At 61.4% G+C, this 18,920-nt stretch carries 14 protein-coding genes; 1 reads left to right on the forward strand and 13 read right to left on the reverse strand.

All coding sequences use genetic code 11. The features are described from left to right. Positions 1-116 precede the first annotated feature (116 nt). The 13 genes from JAO77_RS00930 to JAO77_RS00990 all read right to left on the reverse strand — a co-directional run bounded on the left by JAO77_RS00930 (position 117) and on the right by JAO77_RS00990 (position 17,102). Positions 117-1,004: a UDP-2,3-diacylglucosamine diphosphatase gene (locus JAO77_RS00930; RefSeq protein ID WP_198988398.1), complete on the reverse strand. Its 888-nt coding sequence runs from the start codon at positions 1,002-1,004 to the stop codon at positions 117-119. Continuing rightward, positions 1,001-1,204, reverse strand: coding sequence for a hypothetical protein (locus JAO77_RS00935; RefSeq protein ID WP_198988399.1), 204 nt, complete (start codon positions 1,202-1,204; stop codon positions 1,001-1,003). The genes JAO77_RS00930 and JAO77_RS00935 overlap by 4 nt, the downstream gene beginning before the upstream one ends. Before the next feature lie 356 nt (positions 1,205-1,560). Continuing rightward, on the reverse strand, positions 1,561-1,983 hold the full coding sequence (locus JAO77_RS00940; RefSeq protein WP_198988400.1) for a hypothetical protein: 423 nt from the start codon (positions 1,981-1,983) through the stop codon (positions 1,561-1,563). A gap of 200 nt (positions 1,984-2,183) precedes the next feature. Beyond that, positions 2,184-3,902 (reverse strand): phosphoglucose isomerase-related protein, encoded by a 1,719-nt coding sequence (locus tag JAO77_RS00945; RefSeq protein ID WP_198988401.1) that lies wholly within the window; start codon positions 3,900-3,902, stop codon positions 2,184-2,186. Positions 3,903-4,028: 126 nt separating this feature from the next. Then, on the reverse strand, positions 4,029-4,535 hold the full coding sequence (locus JAO77_RS00950; RefSeq protein WP_198988402.1) for a cupin domain-containing protein: 507 nt from the start codon (positions 4,533-4,535) through the stop codon (positions 4,029-4,031). 15 nt (positions 4,536-4,550) lie between these two features. Continuing rightward, positions 4,551-6,608: a T9SS type B sorting domain-containing protein gene (locus JAO77_RS00955; protein WP_198988403.1), complete on the reverse strand. Its 2,058-nt coding sequence runs from the start codon at positions 6,606-6,608 to the stop codon at positions 4,551-4,553. A 28-nt stretch (positions 6,609-6,636) separates the two neighbouring features. Then, a complete protein-coding gene (locus JAO77_RS00960; protein ID WP_198988404.1) occupies positions 6,637-7,845 on the reverse strand; it encodes an aromatic amino acid lyase in 1,209 nt (402 codons plus the stop codon). 132 nt (positions 7,846-7,977) lie between these two features. Further along, positions 7,978-9,423 (reverse strand): histidine--tRNA ligase, encoded by a 1,446-nt coding sequence (hisS, locus tag JAO77_RS00965; protein ID WP_198988405.1) that lies wholly within the window; start codon positions 9,421-9,423, stop codon positions 7,978-7,980. A gap of 51 nt (positions 9,424-9,474) precedes the next feature. Further along, on the reverse strand, positions 9,475-9,735 hold the full coding sequence (locus JAO77_RS00970; RefSeq protein ID WP_213019305.1) for a hypothetical protein: 261 nt from the start codon (positions 9,733-9,735) through the stop codon (positions 9,475-9,477). Between the two features lie 170 nt (positions 9,736-9,905). Continuing rightward, positions 9,906-11,849: a M28 family peptidase gene (locus tag JAO77_RS00975; RefSeq protein WP_198988407.1), complete on the reverse strand. Its 1,944-nt coding sequence runs from the start codon at positions 11,847-11,849 to the stop codon at positions 9,906-9,908. A 59-nt stretch (positions 11,850-11,908) separates the two neighbouring features. Then, a complete protein-coding gene (locus JAO77_RS00980; protein ID WP_198988408.1) occupies positions 11,909-13,243 on the reverse strand; it encodes a serine hydrolase domain-containing protein in 1,335 nt (444 codons plus the stop codon). A gap of 229 nt (positions 13,244-13,472) precedes the next feature. Further along, entirely contained in the window at positions 13,473-14,315 is an 843-nt protein-coding gene (locus JAO77_RS00985) for a RuvC family protein (RefSeq protein WP_198988409.1), read from the reverse strand. 261 nt (positions 14,316-14,576) lie between these two features. Then, positions 14,577-17,102, reverse strand: coding sequence for a TonB-dependent receptor (locus tag JAO77_RS00990; RefSeq protein WP_198988410.1), 2,526 nt, complete (start codon positions 17,100-17,102; stop codon positions 14,577-14,579). Positions 17,103-17,897: 795 nt separating this feature from the next. Between JAO77_RS00990 and JAO77_RS00995 the strand changes: the two genes are divergently transcribed. After that, positions 17,898-18,920 (forward strand): sensor histidine kinase, encoded by a 1,023-nt coding sequence (locus JAO77_RS00995; protein ID WP_198988411.1) that lies wholly within the window; start codon positions 17,898-17,900, stop codon positions 18,918-18,920.

Genomic DNA, 18,920 nt, shown 5'->3' on the forward strand with positions numbered 1-18,920 from the left:
TTGACCTAAGGCCATCTGTCATGCAGCGCGCAGCGAAGCATCTCGCTCGCACCGTTGCTGACGCAAGGGTTTACTGCAGCACGCGAGATGCTTCGCTGCGCGCTGCATGACAATGGTTATTTCAGCTTAAACTCGGCTAGTAGCCCTTCCAGCAGCGTGGCGGCGTCGGCATCGGCAGCCAAGTCGGTGGGGTCGGGGAGGGCCTCGGTAGCGTGGTGCTGGGTGGGGTCCTGGTGGTAGTGGTAGAGCTGCCAGCCGGCCTCGGCAGTGTATTCTAGCGCCGTTAGGTTTTCGACCCAATCGCCGGAGTTGAGGTAGGCGACGGGGCCTTTTTCGGTGGCGAGCGTTTTGATTTCGGGCTGGTGAATGTGGCCGCAAGCCACATATTGGTAGCCTTCGTCAGCGGCAATGTCGGCGGCGGTCTGCTCGAAGTTGGTGATGGCGGCCACGGCCGTTTTTACGCGTTCCTTCACCAGCTTCGACAAGGCTACCCTAGGGCGGCCTATCTTGGCCAAGAGAAAGTTAGCGAAGCGGTTGAGCAGGATAAGCAGGTCGTAGCCCTTGCCGCCGAGCTTGGCCAGCCAACGCGCGTGGCGCATGGTCACGTCGAAAACATCGCCGTGAAACAGCCAGGTACGGCCGTGGGGTAGGTCGAGCACCAGCTTGTTGTCCAAGTGAAAATTGCCCAGCTTCAGGCCCGCAAACTTGCGCAGCAGCTCGTCGTGGTTGCCGGTGAGGTAGTAGATTTTGGTGCCCTTAGCGGCGCGGGCGGCCAAGTGGCGCACCACGCGCATGTGGGCTGGCGGCCAGTAGTTTTTCGAAAACTGCCAGATGTCCACAATGTCGCCATTGAGCACCAGCACCTCGGGCCGAATACTCTTGAGGTAGCGCAACAGCTCAGGGGCGTGGCAGCCGTAGGTGCCTAGGTGCACATCGCTCACCACGGCCACTTGTACGCGGCGCTGCTTGGGCCGCCGCGCAGCCAGTACGGGCGTGGCCTTCATAGCACGGTGCGGGTGGCAAGAAATGGCCGCACCCGGCGGGGCCGCACTGCCGCCCGGGCCGCGCACCGCGCACTACCCCGGAAGACCGAGCGCAGGCTACCTAGGACCGAACTGCCCTGGGCCAACCACCAAGCCAGCCAGAGAACCATGTAGAGAGCGGCATACGTTGCCCCCTTCTGCCAAGCCGCGAGAATACGCATAGCTGCCAGTGCTGCCCCGGAAAGGATGCGCGGTAGCACTAGCTCAAAATTCTGCCTAGTCTATGACGCGGTGATTAGCTTAGGATTACGCTTTTGTCAAAAAGTGAGCGCCGTTACTAGGCGTTAGTGGTTGCTGGCGCTGCTGGCGCGAGTTTAGTGCAACGCAACTCGTGCCGAAGCATAACGTGGAGGTTGTACCTCCACTGCTCGCAACACGGCAAGTTGTGCAGGAGGACGCAACAGGTATTAGTTAAATAGTCTAAACGCCGTTTTCTGCGGGCGCGGCAGTAGAGGCACAGCCTGCACGTTATGCTCCGGCACGAGTTGCGTTGCACTAAACTCGCGCCAGTGTACAACTAAGTTTTTGCAGCTACCCACCGGTAATAGAGCAGCCCGTAGAAGCTACCTGTCAGGCCAAATACCGCTATTTTCAGTAACAGTAACTGGCTAGTTTCGCTCCATTCGCCATCATCTAGCGCATAGCCGATACTGAAAAGTATAGCGAATAGAATTCCTAGCAGCCCGCCAATAACAATGGAAGTGGGCCATTGCTTTCGAAAATAACGCTGCAGCAGATACGCATGCAGCAATGCAAAAGGCATATAGATAAACCAGCCAAATATGGCAGCCATACCAAAAACGTAGCCAGATAACTTATTAAAGTGTATCGGCTTGCCACCATAGGGCTGCGGATTAGTGTACTCTAAACAAGTGACTATTAAAGAGAAAAAGAGTAGGGAAGCGAGGATGGCTAGTGCAGCGCGAACTATTTTTCTCATTGCTTCAACTACTAAGATGGTCTAGTGCGCTAAAAAGCGACAGTAGCGGCGTCGAAATACCATATACTGGCGCGAGTTACGCTGCGCTAAACTCGCGCCAGTGCATATGAATTAAGGATTGAACAAAAACGCCGCTGCCGCCGCCTGGTAGCACCAGGGGCCGCAACGGCGTTTGTTTGAATCTTAAAAGAAACCTAAGCTTACTTAGCCAACGCCTCTTGCAGCGCGGCTACCACTTTAGGTAGCGTCTGCTCGGCGTTGCCACCTAGGTCGATGTGCAGGGTGCGGCGCTGGTACTGCTGCAGGGTTTCGAGGTCGCCTTGGGCCTGGGCATTCTCGAAGGTGCCGAACGAGTAGGAGCGGCCGGGCAGCGGCAATTCTACCGGGCTCTGGTGCGTGAACTGCACAAACAGACCCGTGTTGGGGCCGCCCTTGTGGTACTGGCCGGTCGAGTGCAGGAAGCGCGGGCCGTAGCCCGAGGTAGTGGCAATGTGCAGGTTTTCCTGCACCAGCTTGCGGAACTCCTGCAGCTCAGCGCTGATGGCGTCCGACTCGGTGAGGTAGGCTTGCAGGTTCACGAAGTCGCCAGCTTTGGCCTGGTCGAAGAAGGCTTTGAGGGTGCCCACAGCGCCGTTGCCCTTGGCATCGGTGAAGTAGCTTACGCCATCGGCTTCGGCGGCAGCGGCGGGGCCGGCGGGCAGGTGGCCCTGCTCCTGCACCACCTTCATCACGCGGTCGGTGGCAGTTTTGCTTTCCTGCACGTTGGGCTGGTCGAAGGGGTTGATGCGCAGCACGGCGCCGGCTACGGCCGTGCCCACTTCCCAGCGGAAAAACTCGGCGCCTAGGTCGAGCGGCTCCTTCATCAGGATGGTCACCACGGGGTGGCCAGCGTCTTCCAGGGTCTTCAGCTTATTGCGGTTTTCGGTGTCGGGGGTGTCTTCGTAGCCCACGTACACGAATAGGCGGTCGTGGCCGTAGACCTCGGGCGTGCCCAGGGGCTCGCCGGCTACGGGCAGTACGCCCTTGCCTTCTTTGCCGGTGCTCTCGGCCAGCAACTGCTCTAGCCACAGACCTAGGTCGTGTAGTTTCTCGGGCACTACCAGGGTCAGCTTGTCGCGGCCTTGCTTCGAAAGCACGCCCATGGTGGCGCCCAGTTGCAGGCCGGGGTTGTCTTGCACGGCGCCTTCGCTGCCGCAGGCACGCATCATAGCCACGGCGCGGTCGAGCAGTTCGGCGATGTTGATGCCGTAGAGTGCGGCCGGCACTAGGCCGAAGTACGTGAGGGCCGAGAAGCGGCCGCCAACCTCGGCGAAGTTCAGGAAGATTTTGCGGTAGCCCTCGTTGGTGGCGTTGGTCACGAACTTGGAGCCGGGGTCGGTGATGGCCACGAAGTTTTCGCCGGCTTTGTCACCCTTAATTTCCTTGAGCTTGGCGTAGAAATAATCGCCGAAAGCCAGCGGCTCGGCCGTGGTGCCTGACTTACTGGCTACGATAAACAAGGTCTTGTCGAGCGGTACCGACTGCTCAATCTGCTGCACCGTGCCGGGGTCGGTGGTGTCGAGCACCGAGATGGGCAGGCCGCCATTAGCGCGCTCAAACGACTTCTCGAACACAATCGGGGCCATGGTGCTGCCGCCCATGCCCATTACCACTACGTGCTCAAAGCCAGCCTCTTTTACCTCTTTTACGAACGCCTCGATTTCGGGCACGGCTTGCTGCATGGTTTCCGCCACGTGCGTCCAGCCCATAAAGCTGCGGATGCTTTCCTGGCCTTCGGCGCTATCGGTCCACAGGGTAGCCTCCTTTTGCCAGAAGCCGGCGGTGAAATTCTTAGCGTTCAGGTCGTTGATTTCAGCCGTGATGGCTTCCTGGTACTGGCCTAGGTGGTAGGTGGCCGGGGAAATGCTCGGGGATGACATGAGAGAAAGTGTTTGGTACTCGGTAAGAACTTGAATTTTCTAAGAACAAAGAAAACGAGTGTTCTGCTGGCCTAAAGGAAGCAAAACACTCGTTTTCTCATGGTGCTAGTCTACGTCAACTAGCGCCTAGCGGCCAAAATCATCTTGCACGCGCACGATATCGTCCTCGTCGGAGGGCTGGTTGGCGTCGGTGTGCTGCCAGATTTCGGCAATCACGCCCCAGCCATCGAGGCCCACCAGGCGGTGGCGCTCGCCTTGCTTCAGCACGATGAGCGCGCCTGGCTCGTACGATTTTACTTCGCCTTCCTCGTCGGTGGGGCTGGTAGCCACGCCCACGGGGCCCTGCACTACTTTCCAAATCTCGGCGCGGCGGAAGTGGTACTGCCAGCTCAGGCGCTGGTTGGGGGCCACGAGCAGCACCTTGGGGCTCAGCTTGCCCGAAATGCGTAGCTCGTCCACCGAGCGGCCATCGAAATATTTATCGGCAAAGGCCTGGGCCTGGCTTTCGTCAATCACGAAGAAGCCGCCCCAGGGGCGCGTCTGGTCCTGCTGGGCCACGGTAAAGCCCTGCTCGGCGAGCGTGTTGGCAATTTCCTGAAAGCGGGCTGCTTTAGAAGTGTCTTGGTCGGACATGAGAGAGAAAAGAGGTTATTTAAGGATGGTGATGGTGCCGGTTTGGCGTAAAGGCTGGCCGTCTTCGCCCTGCAGGTCGAAGCGCCACACGTAGGTCGCGTTTACCGGGGCGTGGCCATTGATGGAGCCATCCCAGGTTTGGGCGCGGTCGGTGGAGCGGAATACTTCCTGCCCGTTGCGGTCAACGACAATAAAGGTGAAGTTTTGCAAATATCTACCTTTTAACTCAAGCACGTCGTTGAGGCCGTCGCCGTTGGGCGTGAAGGCGGTGGGCATTACCAGCCGCGGGCGGCGCGTGAGGGTGCCCACGTTGGAGTAGCTGAAGGTGCCCACGGGCAAGCCGGCGCCGCTGGCCACTACGCGGTAGCGCAAAATCTGGCGGTCGAGGGGCGGGGCCGAGTCGAGGTAGGTAAGGCCGGTAAGCGGCGCGCTGGTGGCCAGCACCGTGCCATCGGCGGCCAGCGTCAGCACTTGGTAGGTGGCCCCCACGGCCGGGCCGCCTGGCCCCTGAAAAGCCGACCAGCGCAGCTGGGCCGATTGTCCCTCGGGGTCGGCGGCCTCTACCGTAAGCAGCGCGGGGCAGGAGGATGGACTAGCGGCCGAGACATTGCCGCAGGTGTCGCGTAGCGTAGCCGTGTAGCAAGGCGGCGCGGCCAGTAGCGTACCTAGGGCGGTGGAGTCGCGCACGCTGAGGCGGGCCGTGCCCGCGCGGCCAGTACGCAGCGGGGCATACGCCACCGGCGCCCCACCGCTCGCCTGCCGGTTAATAATCAGCTGTCCGCCCGCGCCAAAAGTGGTGGCGCTCGCGCCGGGCGTGGCCGTTAGTACCACCCGGTTGCGGAGGTCAAACGATGCCACTAGCAAAGGAGCAGGCGGTGGGGTAGAGGATTGAGCGCTGAGGGTGAGCGGGTTCGACACCGTTTGGCCGCCCGGCAGCGTGGCGGTGAGGCGGTAGGTGTAAGCTGTGCCGCACTGCACGTTGGCATCTACATAGGTAGTAGCCGAGCCCGCCAGCGGCAGCACCACGCCATCGTTGCGGGCTAGCGAGTAACTTACGGCGGTGACCCGGCCGTAGAGGTCGAAGGTGAGCGTATTGCGCCCGTTGTCGGCTGTGCCGCTTAGCCCTAGGGTAGGTATTTCGGCCGAAGCCGCCGTATTGCCGCAGGCATCGGTGCGCACTAGGCGGTAGCGGCCCGGCGGCACTTGCCCTACTTCAAAGCCCGCTACAGGCGCGCCAATGTTGGCCGGGATGCCTGGCACGTTCTGGTAGGGCTGGCCTGCGGTTTGAGCTTGCAGCGTATAGGTGAAGCCGGCTGGTATTTGCGCCAGCGCAAACTGGGCCGGTCCGCCGCTGGCTGTTGCGCCCGTGCGCGTAAGCCGCTCCAACACTGGCGTCTGGGCCACTGGCAGAGTCAGGGTTAGCGTAGTGCTTTGGGTGCACGAACTGCCCGCGACGCTGCCCGTCACCGCAAACGTATTGGCCACGCCCGGCGCGATGGCCACCGGTTGGTTGGTCAGGGGCTGCGGGGCGGCGCCATTTATGCGCACGGTGTACTGGTCGTAGCCCGAGTTGAGCAGCGTGATGAGGGCGGTATTATTTGCGCAGGCCGCCACGGTGAAGCCGGGCGGCGTGGGCGATACTACTTGGTAGTTGCGGATATAGGCCACGCCCGCCCCGCCCGTGCCCGAACTGGGGTCGGGGTTAGAAAGCTCAAAAACCGTGACCGGACCTACGTCGGCGGCGGTGGGCGTGTAGGTAGTGACGCCCGCTTGGGTAGTGGGTAGGCAGTTATTAGGAATAGCGTTGGCGCCCTTCACGACCTGGTAGTAAAGTAGGTCGAGCCGGGTAGGCGTCCCCCGGCAGTCCGACTGCACAAAGCGCACTGGGCAGCCCACCGTTAGCGTGCGCACCTCCTGACCAGTGCCAGCATCGACCACCCGAAAGGGCTCGGGGCAGTTAGCCGGGGGCGGGGTAGGGCAGGCGTTTTGGCTGCGTGCGGCCAGGGCCGCCAGCCACAGCACGAGTAGCAGGCCCAGGCGCGGCAGCCCCAAAGAAGCGGAGAGTTTTTTCATAACCAGCAGCACAACGCTGGGGCGGCTCCTATTCTTGTGCCCAAGCATACTCGCGCACAAAGCGCGCGGCCCGGTGCAAGTCGGGAGCCAGCACCCGGTCGTGCGCCGCGAAGGTAACGTGTTCGCGGAAGGCCGCCACCGCCTGCGCCAAGGCAGGGCTAGGCGCGGGCCCTAGGTCGGGTGCGGCGGGCCCGCGCAGGTCAAGCGCCTGGGCGGCGGCCAGCAGTTCCAAGCCTACCAGCTGTTCGGCCAGCTCAACTACACGGCGAGCTTCTTGGGCAGCCGCCGCGCCGTGTGGGCTGCGGGCGGCGTCGCCAGCGTCAGCCCAGGTGCCACACTGCTGCACTAGGCTGGCCGCTACCCTAGGTAGGGCTAGCAATCCAAATTGTGCCTCAGGCTCGGGGGCTAGGTGCCTTGGCTGCGCCACAAGTGTCGCCGTGCGCTGGGCAGCTTGGGCACCCACCTGCGCCGCCACCTGCGTTAGTTGCGCGAGGGCGTGGTCTAGTGCGCTGGCCGGGGTGCTAGGTGTCAGCAGCTCAGTAAAAGAGGTAGGGGCCGGCGCGTCGGCATTGCAGGCAGCCTCGATGGCTTGCCGAGCATCACCTAGGAGGTCAATGCTGGCGGGGGCAGCTGCCAATGACCCTACCACCGCGGCAGCGCGGAGCAAACGTTCGGTCCGCTCCAGCACTTCTGTGGCGTAGGCCAGGGTAAAGTCGCTGCCGCTCAGTAGCCTTAGGGCTAAGGCGGGCGCAAGCTGCGGCGGCTCCCAGCCAAACAGCCCCAGCACATCGGCCGCGGCCAGGCGGTAGCCTTGGTAGTTGACCTCGCCCAGGCCCAGCAGCGGCAGCCCTAGGTGCGCCAGCGGCACCTGGTCGTGGCCCGCGCCCAGCGAGCCCTGCTCATACACCACCGGCCACACCTCGCGGCTGTAGAAGTCGAGCAAGCGCCGCACTACTGGCCCCGCGGCCGCATCGGCCCGACCTAGGCGGTGCGCTGCCAACAGCAGCATACGGCGCACCAGCGCCGCGGGTAACTCGGGACCGGTGCCCGCGGCCAGGGCCGTGAGCAAGCTAGCCAACCACTGCGCTGGATTTTCGGGAGCAGTCTCCACTGCGGGCAGTGGACTAGAGGCGTGGGACTGCTCGGCTTCGGGCTGGAGACGCACGGCTTCCGTGCTGCGTAGAAGGGCGGCCAGGGCGGCTAGCGTAAGCGGCTCGTTGGGATGGAGATAAGGCATAGAAAAAAGGCTGGCGGCGAGAATCGAGTTGCTAGTAAGGCAAAGTAGCGCGGACTTTCAGTCCGCGAGTGGGTAGCAAGTACCCGCACTCGCGGACTGAAAGTCCGCGCTACTAGCTGCGAAATTCTGGCGCTATAACGTGAGCGCCCCCACTACTTCGCCGAGTGGCAGTGTGCGCTCTTCACCGGTTTTCAGAATTTTTACCTTCGCCACGCCCGCTGCTAGCTCTTCGGGACCTAGGATGACAACCAGCGGAATGCCCTTGGCATCGGCGTACTTAAATTGCTTTTGCAGCTTGCTGGCATCGGGGTACAGCTCGGCGGGGATGCCCGCGGCGCGCAACTCGGCTAGCAGCGGCAGGGCCGCCCGGCCGCTGGCCGCGTCGAAGTGCGTGAGCAGCACCCGGGTGGGCGTTTCGCCGGTTTCGGTAAAGAGGTCGAGGCTTTCGAGGCAGTCGTAGAGGCGGTCGACGCCAAACGAGAAGCCCACGCCCGACACGCCCGGCAGGCCAAACGAGCCGGTGAGGTTGTCGTAGCGGCCGCCGCCGCTCACGCTGCCCATCTGCACATTGTTGATTTTGACCTCGAAAATGCAGCCCGTGTAATAGCTCAGTCCGCGGGCCAGCGTAGGGTCAAACTCCAGCCGGTCGAACTGCGTGAAGCCCGAGGCCTGCAAGATGTCACGCACCTCGGCCAACTCGTTCAGGCCCTTGTAGAAGGCCGTCCCTTCGTCTTCGCTGTCGGCAGCGGGACGCAGGCCATCGGGCTCTACGCCTGCCGTTACGAAGCCGGCCAGCAGGCGCGAGAGCTTTTCGGGGTAGCTGCCCGCCACGCTCAGCAGCTCAAACAGCGTGTCAATGGTGGGCTCCGAAAAGCCTTTTTCGAGCAATTCCTTGCTCACCCCATCGCGCCCGATTTTGTCAAGCTTGTCAATGGCCACGAACAGGTCTGTTTCGGTGCCTTCGCTACCTAGGGCCTGGTAGATGTTGCGCAGTACCCCGCGGTGGTTGATTTTAATGGTAAAATCAGTCAAGCCCAGGCCGTTGAATACTTGCGCCATCATCAGCACGATTTCGGCTTCGCAGAGCAGCGAGTCGGTGCCCACCACGTCGGCGTCGCACTGCCAGAACTCGCGGTAGCGCCCGCGCTGCGGGCGGTCGGCGCGCCACACGGGCTGCATCTGGTAGCGGCGGAAGGGGAAGGTGAGCGTACCTCGGTTCATGGCCACGTAGCGGGCGAAGGGCACGGTGAGGTCGTAGCGCAGGCCCTTCTCGGCAATCTTGGGTAGCACGGCCTTATGGCCAGCGTCGAGGTCCTCGGCCGTCACGATGGGCGTGATTTCGCCGCGGCGCTCCTTCACCAAGAAGTTACCCGAGTTCAGGACTTTAAACAGCAGCTGGTCGCCCTCGTCGCCGTACTTGCCGGTGAGTGCCGAGAGGTTTTCGAGGGTCGGCGTTTCGAGTGGCGCGTAGCCAAACGTCTCGAACGTGCGCCGGATAACATTAAAAATATATTGGCGGCGCGCCACTTGGGCCGGGCCAAAATCGCGGGTGCCTTGCGGGATGCTGGGTTTTTCCATTACGGCGCAAAGGTAGGTTTTGGGGCCGACTACCTACTGCCCTAGGGTGGGCTAGCGTGGCTGCGCGGGCTGCGGCGCGGCGCTGGCAGGCTGGCCCGTACGGGCCGCGTTGGTGACGGCGTTTAGCTCGGCTCCCTTAGGCACGTCTTGCTTGTAGGGTGCGGCGCTAGTAGTCTTTCGGCGGCCTTTGGGCAGCTTGGCGGGGTCTACGCCGTAGGGCGTGCCATCAGGCTTTTTGCCGCAGGCCGAGAGCAAGACCACTAAGGTGCTGGCGAAGAGCATACTCCGCGAAATAAAACGTAAGGGCTGCATGAAGATGAAATGAAGTGACAAGTATACGGCCTGGCGGCAAGAAGGTCGCACGCAGGACGAGCGAGGCCGTTATTCTTGTCATAAACAGAAAGCTGCCAGCCCATTACTGAGCTGGCAGCTGCTGAGGGCCACGAAAGCCTATGAGTAGAACCTAGGCGAAGGCCAGATGGCTACTCTTTGGTAAACTCGATTTTCTGGCCGCCTTGGTTGAGCGTGAAGCTGGGCTTATCCGGAGCAAAATCTAGTTGGAGGCCTGCTTGGTCGAACTTGAACACGCCCTGGCGCACGGGCTCTAGCGCAAAGGCGGGCTGGCCGGTAGCCTGGGCCTTTAGCGTGGTGCCTTCCTTACTGAGCACAATTTTGAGCGGCACGCCGGGGCTGCCGTAGTTGCCCACGTAGCGGTCGAGGTCAGCCGCAGTGGGCACGAAGCCGGTAGAGCGGAATTTCTCATCGACCATGATGCGCTGGTCGCGGTTGGCCACGGCCCAGGCGGTGTGGAAAATGAGCTGGTCGCGCCGGGCCATGGCCGGGAAGTCAATCAGGTCTACGTCGTCGGTAGCTTTGTGGTACTGGGGGTGCAAGCCACTGGTGTAGAAGATAATCGGTACGTTGTGCTTGGCGAAGTTGTAATGGTCCGAGCGCTCGTAGATGTGCTCAGGGTCATCGGGAGCGTTGTACTTGTAGTCGAGCGCTATCGGCTGGTACTGTTGGTTAGTGGCCTCGCTCAGCGTGTGCAGCTCCTGCGAGAGACGGTCGTCGCCCACCAGGTAGAGGTAGTCGCCTTTGCCCTGGTGCAGGCTATCCACGCGGCCCACCATGTCGATGTTGAGGTCAGTGACGGTATTAGCCAGCGGGAAGATGGGGTGGTCGGTGTAGTACTGTGAGCCCAGCAGGCCCTCTTCCTCACCAGTATTGGCCAAGAACAGGATGCTGCGGCGCGGGCCGTGGCCGTCTTTCTTGGCTTGGGTGAAGGCGCGGGCCATAGCTAGCACGCTCACTGTGCCCGAGCCGTCGTCGTCGGCCCCGTTGTACACCACGCCGTCTTTGATACCTAGGTGGTCGTAGTGGGCCGATACGACCACTACCTCGTCTTTCTTATCGCCACCTTCGAGGTAGCCCAGCACGTTTTCGGTGGTGAAGGGCTCTTTCTTCTGCTTGAGCTGCCCGTTGGTTGAGGCGGGCTTGAAATCGCCGGCCAGGGGCTTGCCCGCGGCGGCCACACCTTTTTCGTACTTGGTGAGGCCCGCCGGAGTAGTACCTAGTAGGGCCGCGCCTAGGGCCGGCGATACCAGTACGATGCCAAGCCCACTCTGGGCCGGCTGGTCGGTAAACTCCAACTGCTCCTGGCCGAGTAGCTGGGCATAGTCCTTAGGAGTCTGTGCAAACGCGGCCGCCGTGGGTGCCACCAAAAAGACCGACTTTGGCCGGGCGGCGCGCAGGGCGCCGGTGCGGGCCGATAGGGCTGGTAGGCCGCTGGCACCATACGCGCTGGTTTTGCCTAGCAACGGCTGCCCGGTCTTGTTGAGCGGTTGGCCTAGCAATACCACTAGGTCGCCGCCCGGGGCGGGAGTGGCATCGGAATAATTAGCTTCCTTAATGCCGTAGCCCGCGAAGGTGGGCTTTAGAGGAGCTGTAGAACCTAGAAGGCCACCCGGCAGCAGCACGTAAAAATCCTTGCCCTGCGTGTATGTTTTACCACCTACCTGGATGGCCGAAGCCGGGTCGATGCTCACGCGGTTCATGGTGAAGTGCTGCAAGTAGGGATTGTCCGAACCCTGCACCGGCCCTGCCAGCCCATCGGCGGCGAAAGCCTTGGCGATGTAATCGGCGGCCATCTTCTGACCCTTCTTGCCCGTTTCGCGGCCCTCGTACGCATCAGAGGCCAGTACTGACAGGTCTTGCTTTAGCGCCTCGGGCGTGATGGTGGCGGCGTAGGGCACCGACCAATCGGTGGCTGCGGCCGCCGGGGCGGTGGTAGTAGCCGCGTCGGCTTGGCCACGCTTGTGCTTGGTTTTGACTTTGATGGCGCCGGCCGGGGTAGCGGGCACCGTAGGCTGGGCCACGGCGGTACCTGCTAGCAGCAGCGCCGCAGCCAGGTAAAGAGGTTTGGACATGAAGAGAAAAATGGGGAAAGAAGCAGGTCTGAAAAAAGCAGGTAGCCAAATAAGGCAACTTATTCCTTCGTAAATGTATAGGTATTGGCTCCCTGCTTGAGCGTAAACGTGGGCTTGGCCGCGTCAAACTCCATGCGGATGTTTGCCTGGTCGAACTTGAACACGCCCTGGCTCACGGGCTCAAGCGGGAAGGCTGACTGGCCCGTGGCCTGGGCCAGGAGCGAGCCGCTCTCTTTAGTCAGCGTAACCTTGAGCGGAATCTGCTGGCTCGCGTAGGTGCCGACGTAGCGGTCGAGGTCGGCCGCGGCGGGTACGAAAGTGCTGGCCGCGAAATCGGGGATTTTATAGGGCTTGTTGTAGCAGATGCGCAGCACGTCGCCCATTGCATCGCCGAGGGTATAGCTGTGGGCGTTGGTGCTCAGGGTCACGGCCAGCTTGTCATCGGGGAAGTAGCTGGCTATCGATTGAAAGCCGTCGATGATGCCGCCGTGCCCATAGCCAGGCTTGCCATAAAAGGGCATCAGCATAATGCCCCGCCCAAAGCCATCGCGGACGGTTTTCATTTCGCCTAGGCTAGCGGCCGATACCAGCTTACCCGCAAACAGCGCTTCCAGAAAGCGGTCGATGTCGGTTGGAGTCGATACGACCGCGCCCGCGCCGCCGGGGGTGCTCATGTTGGTTTCGGTATCGAGCTGCCAGTCGCCGCTGCCGGTGGGCTTGTAGGAAAAAGCTTCCTGCTGCTTGGGGTCGATTTTGCCGCCGTAGTAGGTGTTTTTAAGTCCGGCTTTGGCCACTACACGCTTTTGCAGGGCCTGGGCGTAGGGCTGCTTGCCGAGCTTCTTTACGATGTAGCCCAGCACGATATAGTTGGAGTTGCTGTAGTCGAATTTCGCGCCCGGCTCGAAATCTGGCGAGTAGTTGCTCATCATCGCCAGCAGCTCAGCCTGCACTTTAGGCTGGGTCATGTAGCCTAGGTAAGCCGCATCGGCGGTGAGGTTGTGCAGGCCGCTGCGGTGGCTCAGGAGCTGGTCGATGGTAATGGTCTTGGCATTGGGCAGCTGCGGGAAGAAGGTGGCTAGCTTGGTGTCTAGCGTCAGCTTTTTCTCCTCGATAAGCTGAAAAATCATCACCGCCGTGAACATCTTCGTGATGGAGCCCATGCGGTAGCGCGTGGCGGGGGTAGCCGGCACTGGGGGTGCCAGTTGCGCCGAGCCAAAAGCGTGGCTGTACATCACCTGTCCATTGCGCGACACGGCCAGGCTGCCCATCATCTTATTATGAGTAGCCAGGCTGGTGAGCAGGCTATCGAGCTTGGCGGTGTTCAGCTGCTGGGCGTGGGCGGTGAGGGTGGCAGCCCCAAGCAGGCCCGTGAGAAAGAGAAAGCGTGCATTCATAAGGCGGAGGGAGACAAGGTAGAGAGGTAATCGCCGCCCAATGAGTTGCATTACACACCTAAGGCTGGTTCAATGTGAAAGAACGACCTAACGCGCAGACCCCACCCCCAGCCCCTCCCCTCTGGGAGAGGGGAGCCCTTCGTTCTCTAACGCTAGAGTCGTCAGGCTCCCCTCTCCCGGAGGGGAGGGGCTGGGGGTGGGGTCCTCGCGCCTCGCTGGCGCTAGGCTGCTACTTCACGGCGACCGTGCCGGCCGATTGGGCGCTGGGCAGCTGGTCGCAGCTCGTGACTACCAGGATGCGCTCGCCGGCCTGGGCGCGGGCCGCCAGCTTGCTGTACACGTATTGCTCACGGTACTCGCTGATGGCGCTGCCTAGGGTGTGGCAAAACGAGCCGCTGGGGTAAAGCGCCGTGGCTGCTTGGGGGCAGAAGTAGGCGGCGGGGGCATTCCACCACTGGCCGCCGTCGGGGCAGTATTTAGCGAAGGCAGTGGCAAGCTCGCCCACGTTGCGGATAACGTGCTCGGTGCCGGGTACGAAGTATTTGCTCTGCGCAATGAGCTGCTGCATGGCCTTCGCGGTAAAGGCCTTAGAGGCGCCCGTGCGTTGCTGGAAGCGCCGGGCTTCGCGCAGCAAGTAGTAAAGCTTAAGCTGCTCGGCATCAACCTTAGTCAGCAAGTAGTTGTACTCGGCCACTGGGTCGTCGAGGCGCTCGGTGGGCACCTGGTATTGCTGGGCCAGCAGGCGGGCGTAGCCGGGGGCGCCCTTGGTCTGTATGGTAGCGGCTTCGGTATCAGCGGTGCCTAGGTCGGGTTTTTCGACTACCACCAGCGTGGGCTGGTAGGTGTCGAACAGCCGGCGCAGCTGGGCATATTGCTCGTGCTTTGCATCTTGGGAATTGACCACACCGAAGTAGGTGATGCCGGAAGTAGGCGCGGCCGATTTGGCAGCCGACGCAGTGGCGTACACACCGGTTAGCGCTTGGGCATCGGGCACCAGGGCCAGGTCTTGGGCGGAGGCACCTAGGGCCGAAAACAGGAGGGTAGTGGCGAAGAGGAGGGCAGTGGTTTTCATGACAAAGAAAGAAAAAGATGAGGTAGGAAGAAGAGGAAAAGAACTGCTGCGAACGCGGTGCAAAGCAACGGTGCCGCTAGCCGGAGGTGATTAAGACAGTGTATTGATTTTAAAGAATTTGTGTGACCAAAAGCGTAGGAGTTATTCGTTCAAATAGGTCATACCGCACCCGCTGCCGCAACTCGCTCGCGCCATGAATTGGATAATCCACCCGAGCCGCCGCTGCGGGCCCGGTATGCCCTACTTGAATGGGGGAGGGGACTAGCCCCCGAACCCGCCGCCCCCGCTGGGGGCCGCCTCGATGCGGCCGGCCTTGGCCTTGGTGGCGCCGATGTACCAGGTGAAGCCTAGCCAGCCCACGCGGGTCTCGTACTTGCTGTAGAGGCTGGTCTGCAGCTCGGGGGTGGCCAGCTGTACGCGGCGCACCTGGGTGTTGAGTAGGTCTGAAACGCGGAGCGTGAGGGCAGCGCGGTCGCCGAAGAGGCGCTGGCGCAGGGCCAGGTCGAGGCCGCCAGTGGGTAGCACCCGGCCCTGGGCCGTGAGCACCGTCGAGCGGATGTTGCCGGTGAGCTGCACGTCGAGGCCTTTGCGGGGCGTGAAGTTGTTGCTGAGGCGGGCCGAGCCGGCCAGGGCGGCGCGGTTAGCGGTGTTCAGGGCGTTGGCGGCAATTTCGGAGCGGAAGAGCGAGCCGCTGGCCGACACACGCCACCACTTGGCTAGGGGCTGGGCCCAAGTCATTTCGAGCCCTAGGTTGGTGGTGCTACCCAGGTTCTGGAAGGTCTCCTGCGTCACCACGCCCACGTTGCTGATGCGAGTAGCCAGGGTGTCGATGGTGCGTATGCGCTGGATGGCGCTCTGCGTGAAGCGGGCAAACACGGTGGCCGTGAGGCTGGTGCCGCCTGCCAGGTTGAGTTGGTGGCCGAACTCTAGGTTGTGGCTGAACTCGGGCAGCAGGTTAGGGTTGCCCTGGCGGTAGTTGCGCGGGTCTTGGTAGAGCTGGATGGGCAGCTGCTGCATAAAGTCGGGCCGATTCAAGCGCCGAGCGTAGCTAAACTGCAAGCGGCTTTGGCCCGGCTCCTTACCCAACTCGCGGGCTACCGTGGCGCTCGGAAACAGGCTGATGTAGCTGCGGTTGACGTTGGCCCGGCCGTCGACCACGCCGCCGTTCAGGAAAGTGGCCTCGCTGCGCAAGCCGCCTTGGGCGCTCCAGCCGTGGGCCAGCGTGCGCTGGTAGGTGGCGTAGGCGGCGGGCATTACTTGCGTAAAGCTGTAGTCGAACGAGCGATTCTCGTCGCGCACAAACTCATCTTCCGGGTTGGCAGTGGGTGCAAACAGCGCCGTGGAGCCCGTGTTGCGCAGGGCTTGCATCCGTACGCCGGTTTCGAGCTTGCCTTTGTTGTCGGCGCTGGGCAGCGTGTAGTCTACCTGCCCAAAGTAAATCTGGGCCTTCACTTGCTGCTGCTGCCGAAAGCCGGCCGGCGCGGTGCCGCCCGTCAGCAGCTGGCTCACCGGAATATTGGCGTCGATATTCACCATGCCGGCGTTGGCGGTCAGCTCGCGGCCTTTATGGGCCTCCCAGGTGCGGCGGTAGTCGGCCGAGCTTTCTATCACGCTCACCTTCACGTTGTTTATTTCCTGGCCTACCTGCGTGATGACGGTGGGCGAACCTACCGATTGCTGCGTCAGCGTCTGGTTGATGACTTCTGTTTGGTGCTCCCAGTGGGGCTGTACGCTTAGGCTCAGGGTCTGCTGCTTGGGCAGCTCGTAGGTCAGCCCTAGGTTCAGGCTGTGGTTGCGGCTGCGCTGGTTGCCCAGACCTTCTTGGGTGGTGTAGAGGCTGCCGCCTTCGGGCAGCAGCGCCGTTTGCGCGCTGCGGTTGGTGCTGCGGTACTGCTGGTCTTGGCCATCGTAGCCTAGGTTCCAGGTCGCTTTGCCGTGGTGGCGGCTCAGGCTGAGGCTCGGCGAGTACTTGTCGCGGGTGCCCACTATCAGCGCCGCTTGGCCGTTCCAACCCTCTTTCTTGTTCTTCTTCGTGATGATGTTGATAACGCCGGTGCCGCTGGCGTCATACTTGGCCGAGGGGTTCGTCATGACCTCCACCTGCGCAATCTGGGAGGCCGGAATCTGGTCGAGGCGTGGGCCGGGGCCGCCGTTGCTGGTGCCAGCGGGCTTCCCGTCGATAAGGATGGTCAGGTTAGAAGAGCCGCGCAGGCTCACCGTGCCGCTGGCGTCTACGGCCACGGAGGGCACGTTTTCGAGCACGTTCACGGCGGTGCCGCCCACGCTGCTCAAGTCCTTTTCTACGTTGATTACGGTTTTGCCCAGCTCTTGCTGCATCACAGCTTTCTCGCCGGTCACTTTTACTTCGGCCAGCTGCTGGGTGCCAGCGCGCAGCTTTAGGGTACCTAGGGCCAGGGTGGTTTGGCCGGGGGCCACCCGCACGGCCTGCACCAGCCCCTGGTACCCTAGGGCCTGGATGCGCAGGCGGTAGGTGCCAGCCGGTACCTTATTCAGCTCGAAGGCCCCGGTCAGCGAGGTTTGGGTGCTGGTTACTAAGCTAGTATCGGCTACTTCGGCGCGGCGCAGCAGCACCGTGGCAAAGGCAAGGGGTTCGGCCTTGGCGCCGCCATCTACAGCGGTGCCGGTGAGGGTAGCCGGCGCGGTCTGGGCCTGCGCTGCCTGGGGCAGGGCGAGCCAGGTGCTGAAACTAGCAGCGAGAGCGAGCGAGTTGATTTTCAGCGAGTAGTCCATGATGTGAAGCGTAGAAAAGGCGTTCTGAAAGGGCATGGCGATTCCGTTCCCAGCCGGCCGCGGTTCCGGGGGGTGAAGCGTCGGTGCCTGAAAAAGCACGAGAGAGGAGGGGGAGCCGGCCTACCACGGGCAGGGGGGCTAGCGTGGGCCAGCAGCGACGAGGGCTTTTGGCGAGGGGCTGCCGCCCGGTTGGCGGCTGCTAGGGTGGCCTCCTAAGCACAACCGGGCGGCGCCAGGTTGTAGGTCTTAGAGGAGTACTATGCTTTTGATAGAACAAACTTACAACAGGTACTTTGTTTCACATAGTACTATTTCAAATTATTTATCAAAACCTGCATTGGCGGGCTGGAAACGAAGTTTTTGACCTGAAAATATTTTTGAATTAGCGCTCTCGACGGGAACTTTCAGCCTTTTTCAACCTCGAGTACCGAAGCTTTCGGCAAACGTTACGGGGTAAGTAGAAAAATTTTTACTAAAAAGAAGTGAGCTAACCGCTAGCTCTACCCCAGATGCCAAGTGCAGGGCAACCGTTGCCTAGCTTGTTCCCTTTATCGTGGGCAACACCGTTTGCATTACCTAAGGCAAACGTATTCTTGCTTTAGAAACAGGTAAAAAAAGCTACACCAACCCGCCGTTTTGGGGTACCAACCGGGCATTTTGCATGGGGTATCGCTGCGCAGGGGGAGCTTTCGGGCTAGACAAGTGCTTCAGCTACCCCCAGCAGAGTAGCTTAAAAAATGCTTTGTGAAATTTAGCTCTGCCCTTGGTGGTTGAGGTGCGCCTAGTAGCAGCCGCTGGCGGGCAGCATAGGCAGGTCTTTATCTTCGCTCGATGCCGCGCCTTTCTTTTTCCCTCAAGCCCGTCCTAACTCATCTAGCCGTTTGGGTCAGCTTCGGCATTTATGAGCAGTCCACCCAGTTTTTCATCAATCCTTATCGGCTTAGCTTTTTCTGGATACTGCTGAACTATGGATTAAACGCGCTGCTATTCTATAGTAACAGCGACTGGTTGCTGCCGCGCTTGGTAGGGCGCCGCCACTACGTGCGCTATGCCATCTTCACCCTGGTTCTTACGTCGGTTTATGCCTTGTGCCGCGCCCAAATAGGGCTTAGCGCAGTGGCGTCCCCGGTCCCTTTTACATTTGGACAGCAGTGGGTGGCCTCGCTCTACCGCGGCTCGTTTTTCCTGTTTGTAAGTACTGGCTATTGGTTTGCGCGCCGGGCGGTGCAGCTCGAGCGGCACAAGCGCGAGCAAGAGCAGCAGCTGCGCTTGGCCGAGAAAAACCTGTTTGAAGCTAACCTAGCCTTTTTGAAAAGCCAGATTAACCCGCACTTTCTTTTCAACTCGCTCAATTTTCTTTACGCGCAGGTATATCCGCATTCCGAGCCAGCGGCGCAGGGCATATTGCTGCTGGCCGATACTATGCGCTATGCGCTGCACGAAAACACGGCGGGCAAGGTGCCGCTCAGCCAGGAGGTGCAGCACCTGCACAACTACATTGCCATGAACCAGCTGCGCTATCACCAGCAGCTGCAAGTGCAGTTTGAGGTCACAGGCAACGACCAATTCGTGCTCATCTTACCGCTGGTGCTCATCACGTTTGTCGAAAACTGCTTTAAGCACGGCGAACTGGCCGACCCAGCCCACCCGCTGCGCATAGAGCTAGCCGTGGAGCCCGGCCGGCTTACCTTCCAGACGCACAACCGCAAGCGCCACGGGCCCAAAGAAAACCGGGCGGGCATTGGGCTGGCCAACACGCGCTCCCGCCTCGAGCTGGTATATCCCGGTCGGCACAGCCTCACCATTACCGACGCGCCCGACGCGTACACCTGCCACCTGACCCTAGACCTTTAG

The organism is Hymenobacter sp. BT559 (assembly GCF_016427535.1).
Lineage (GTDB): Bacteria > Bacteroidota > Bacteroidia > Cytophagales > Hymenobacteraceae > Hymenobacter.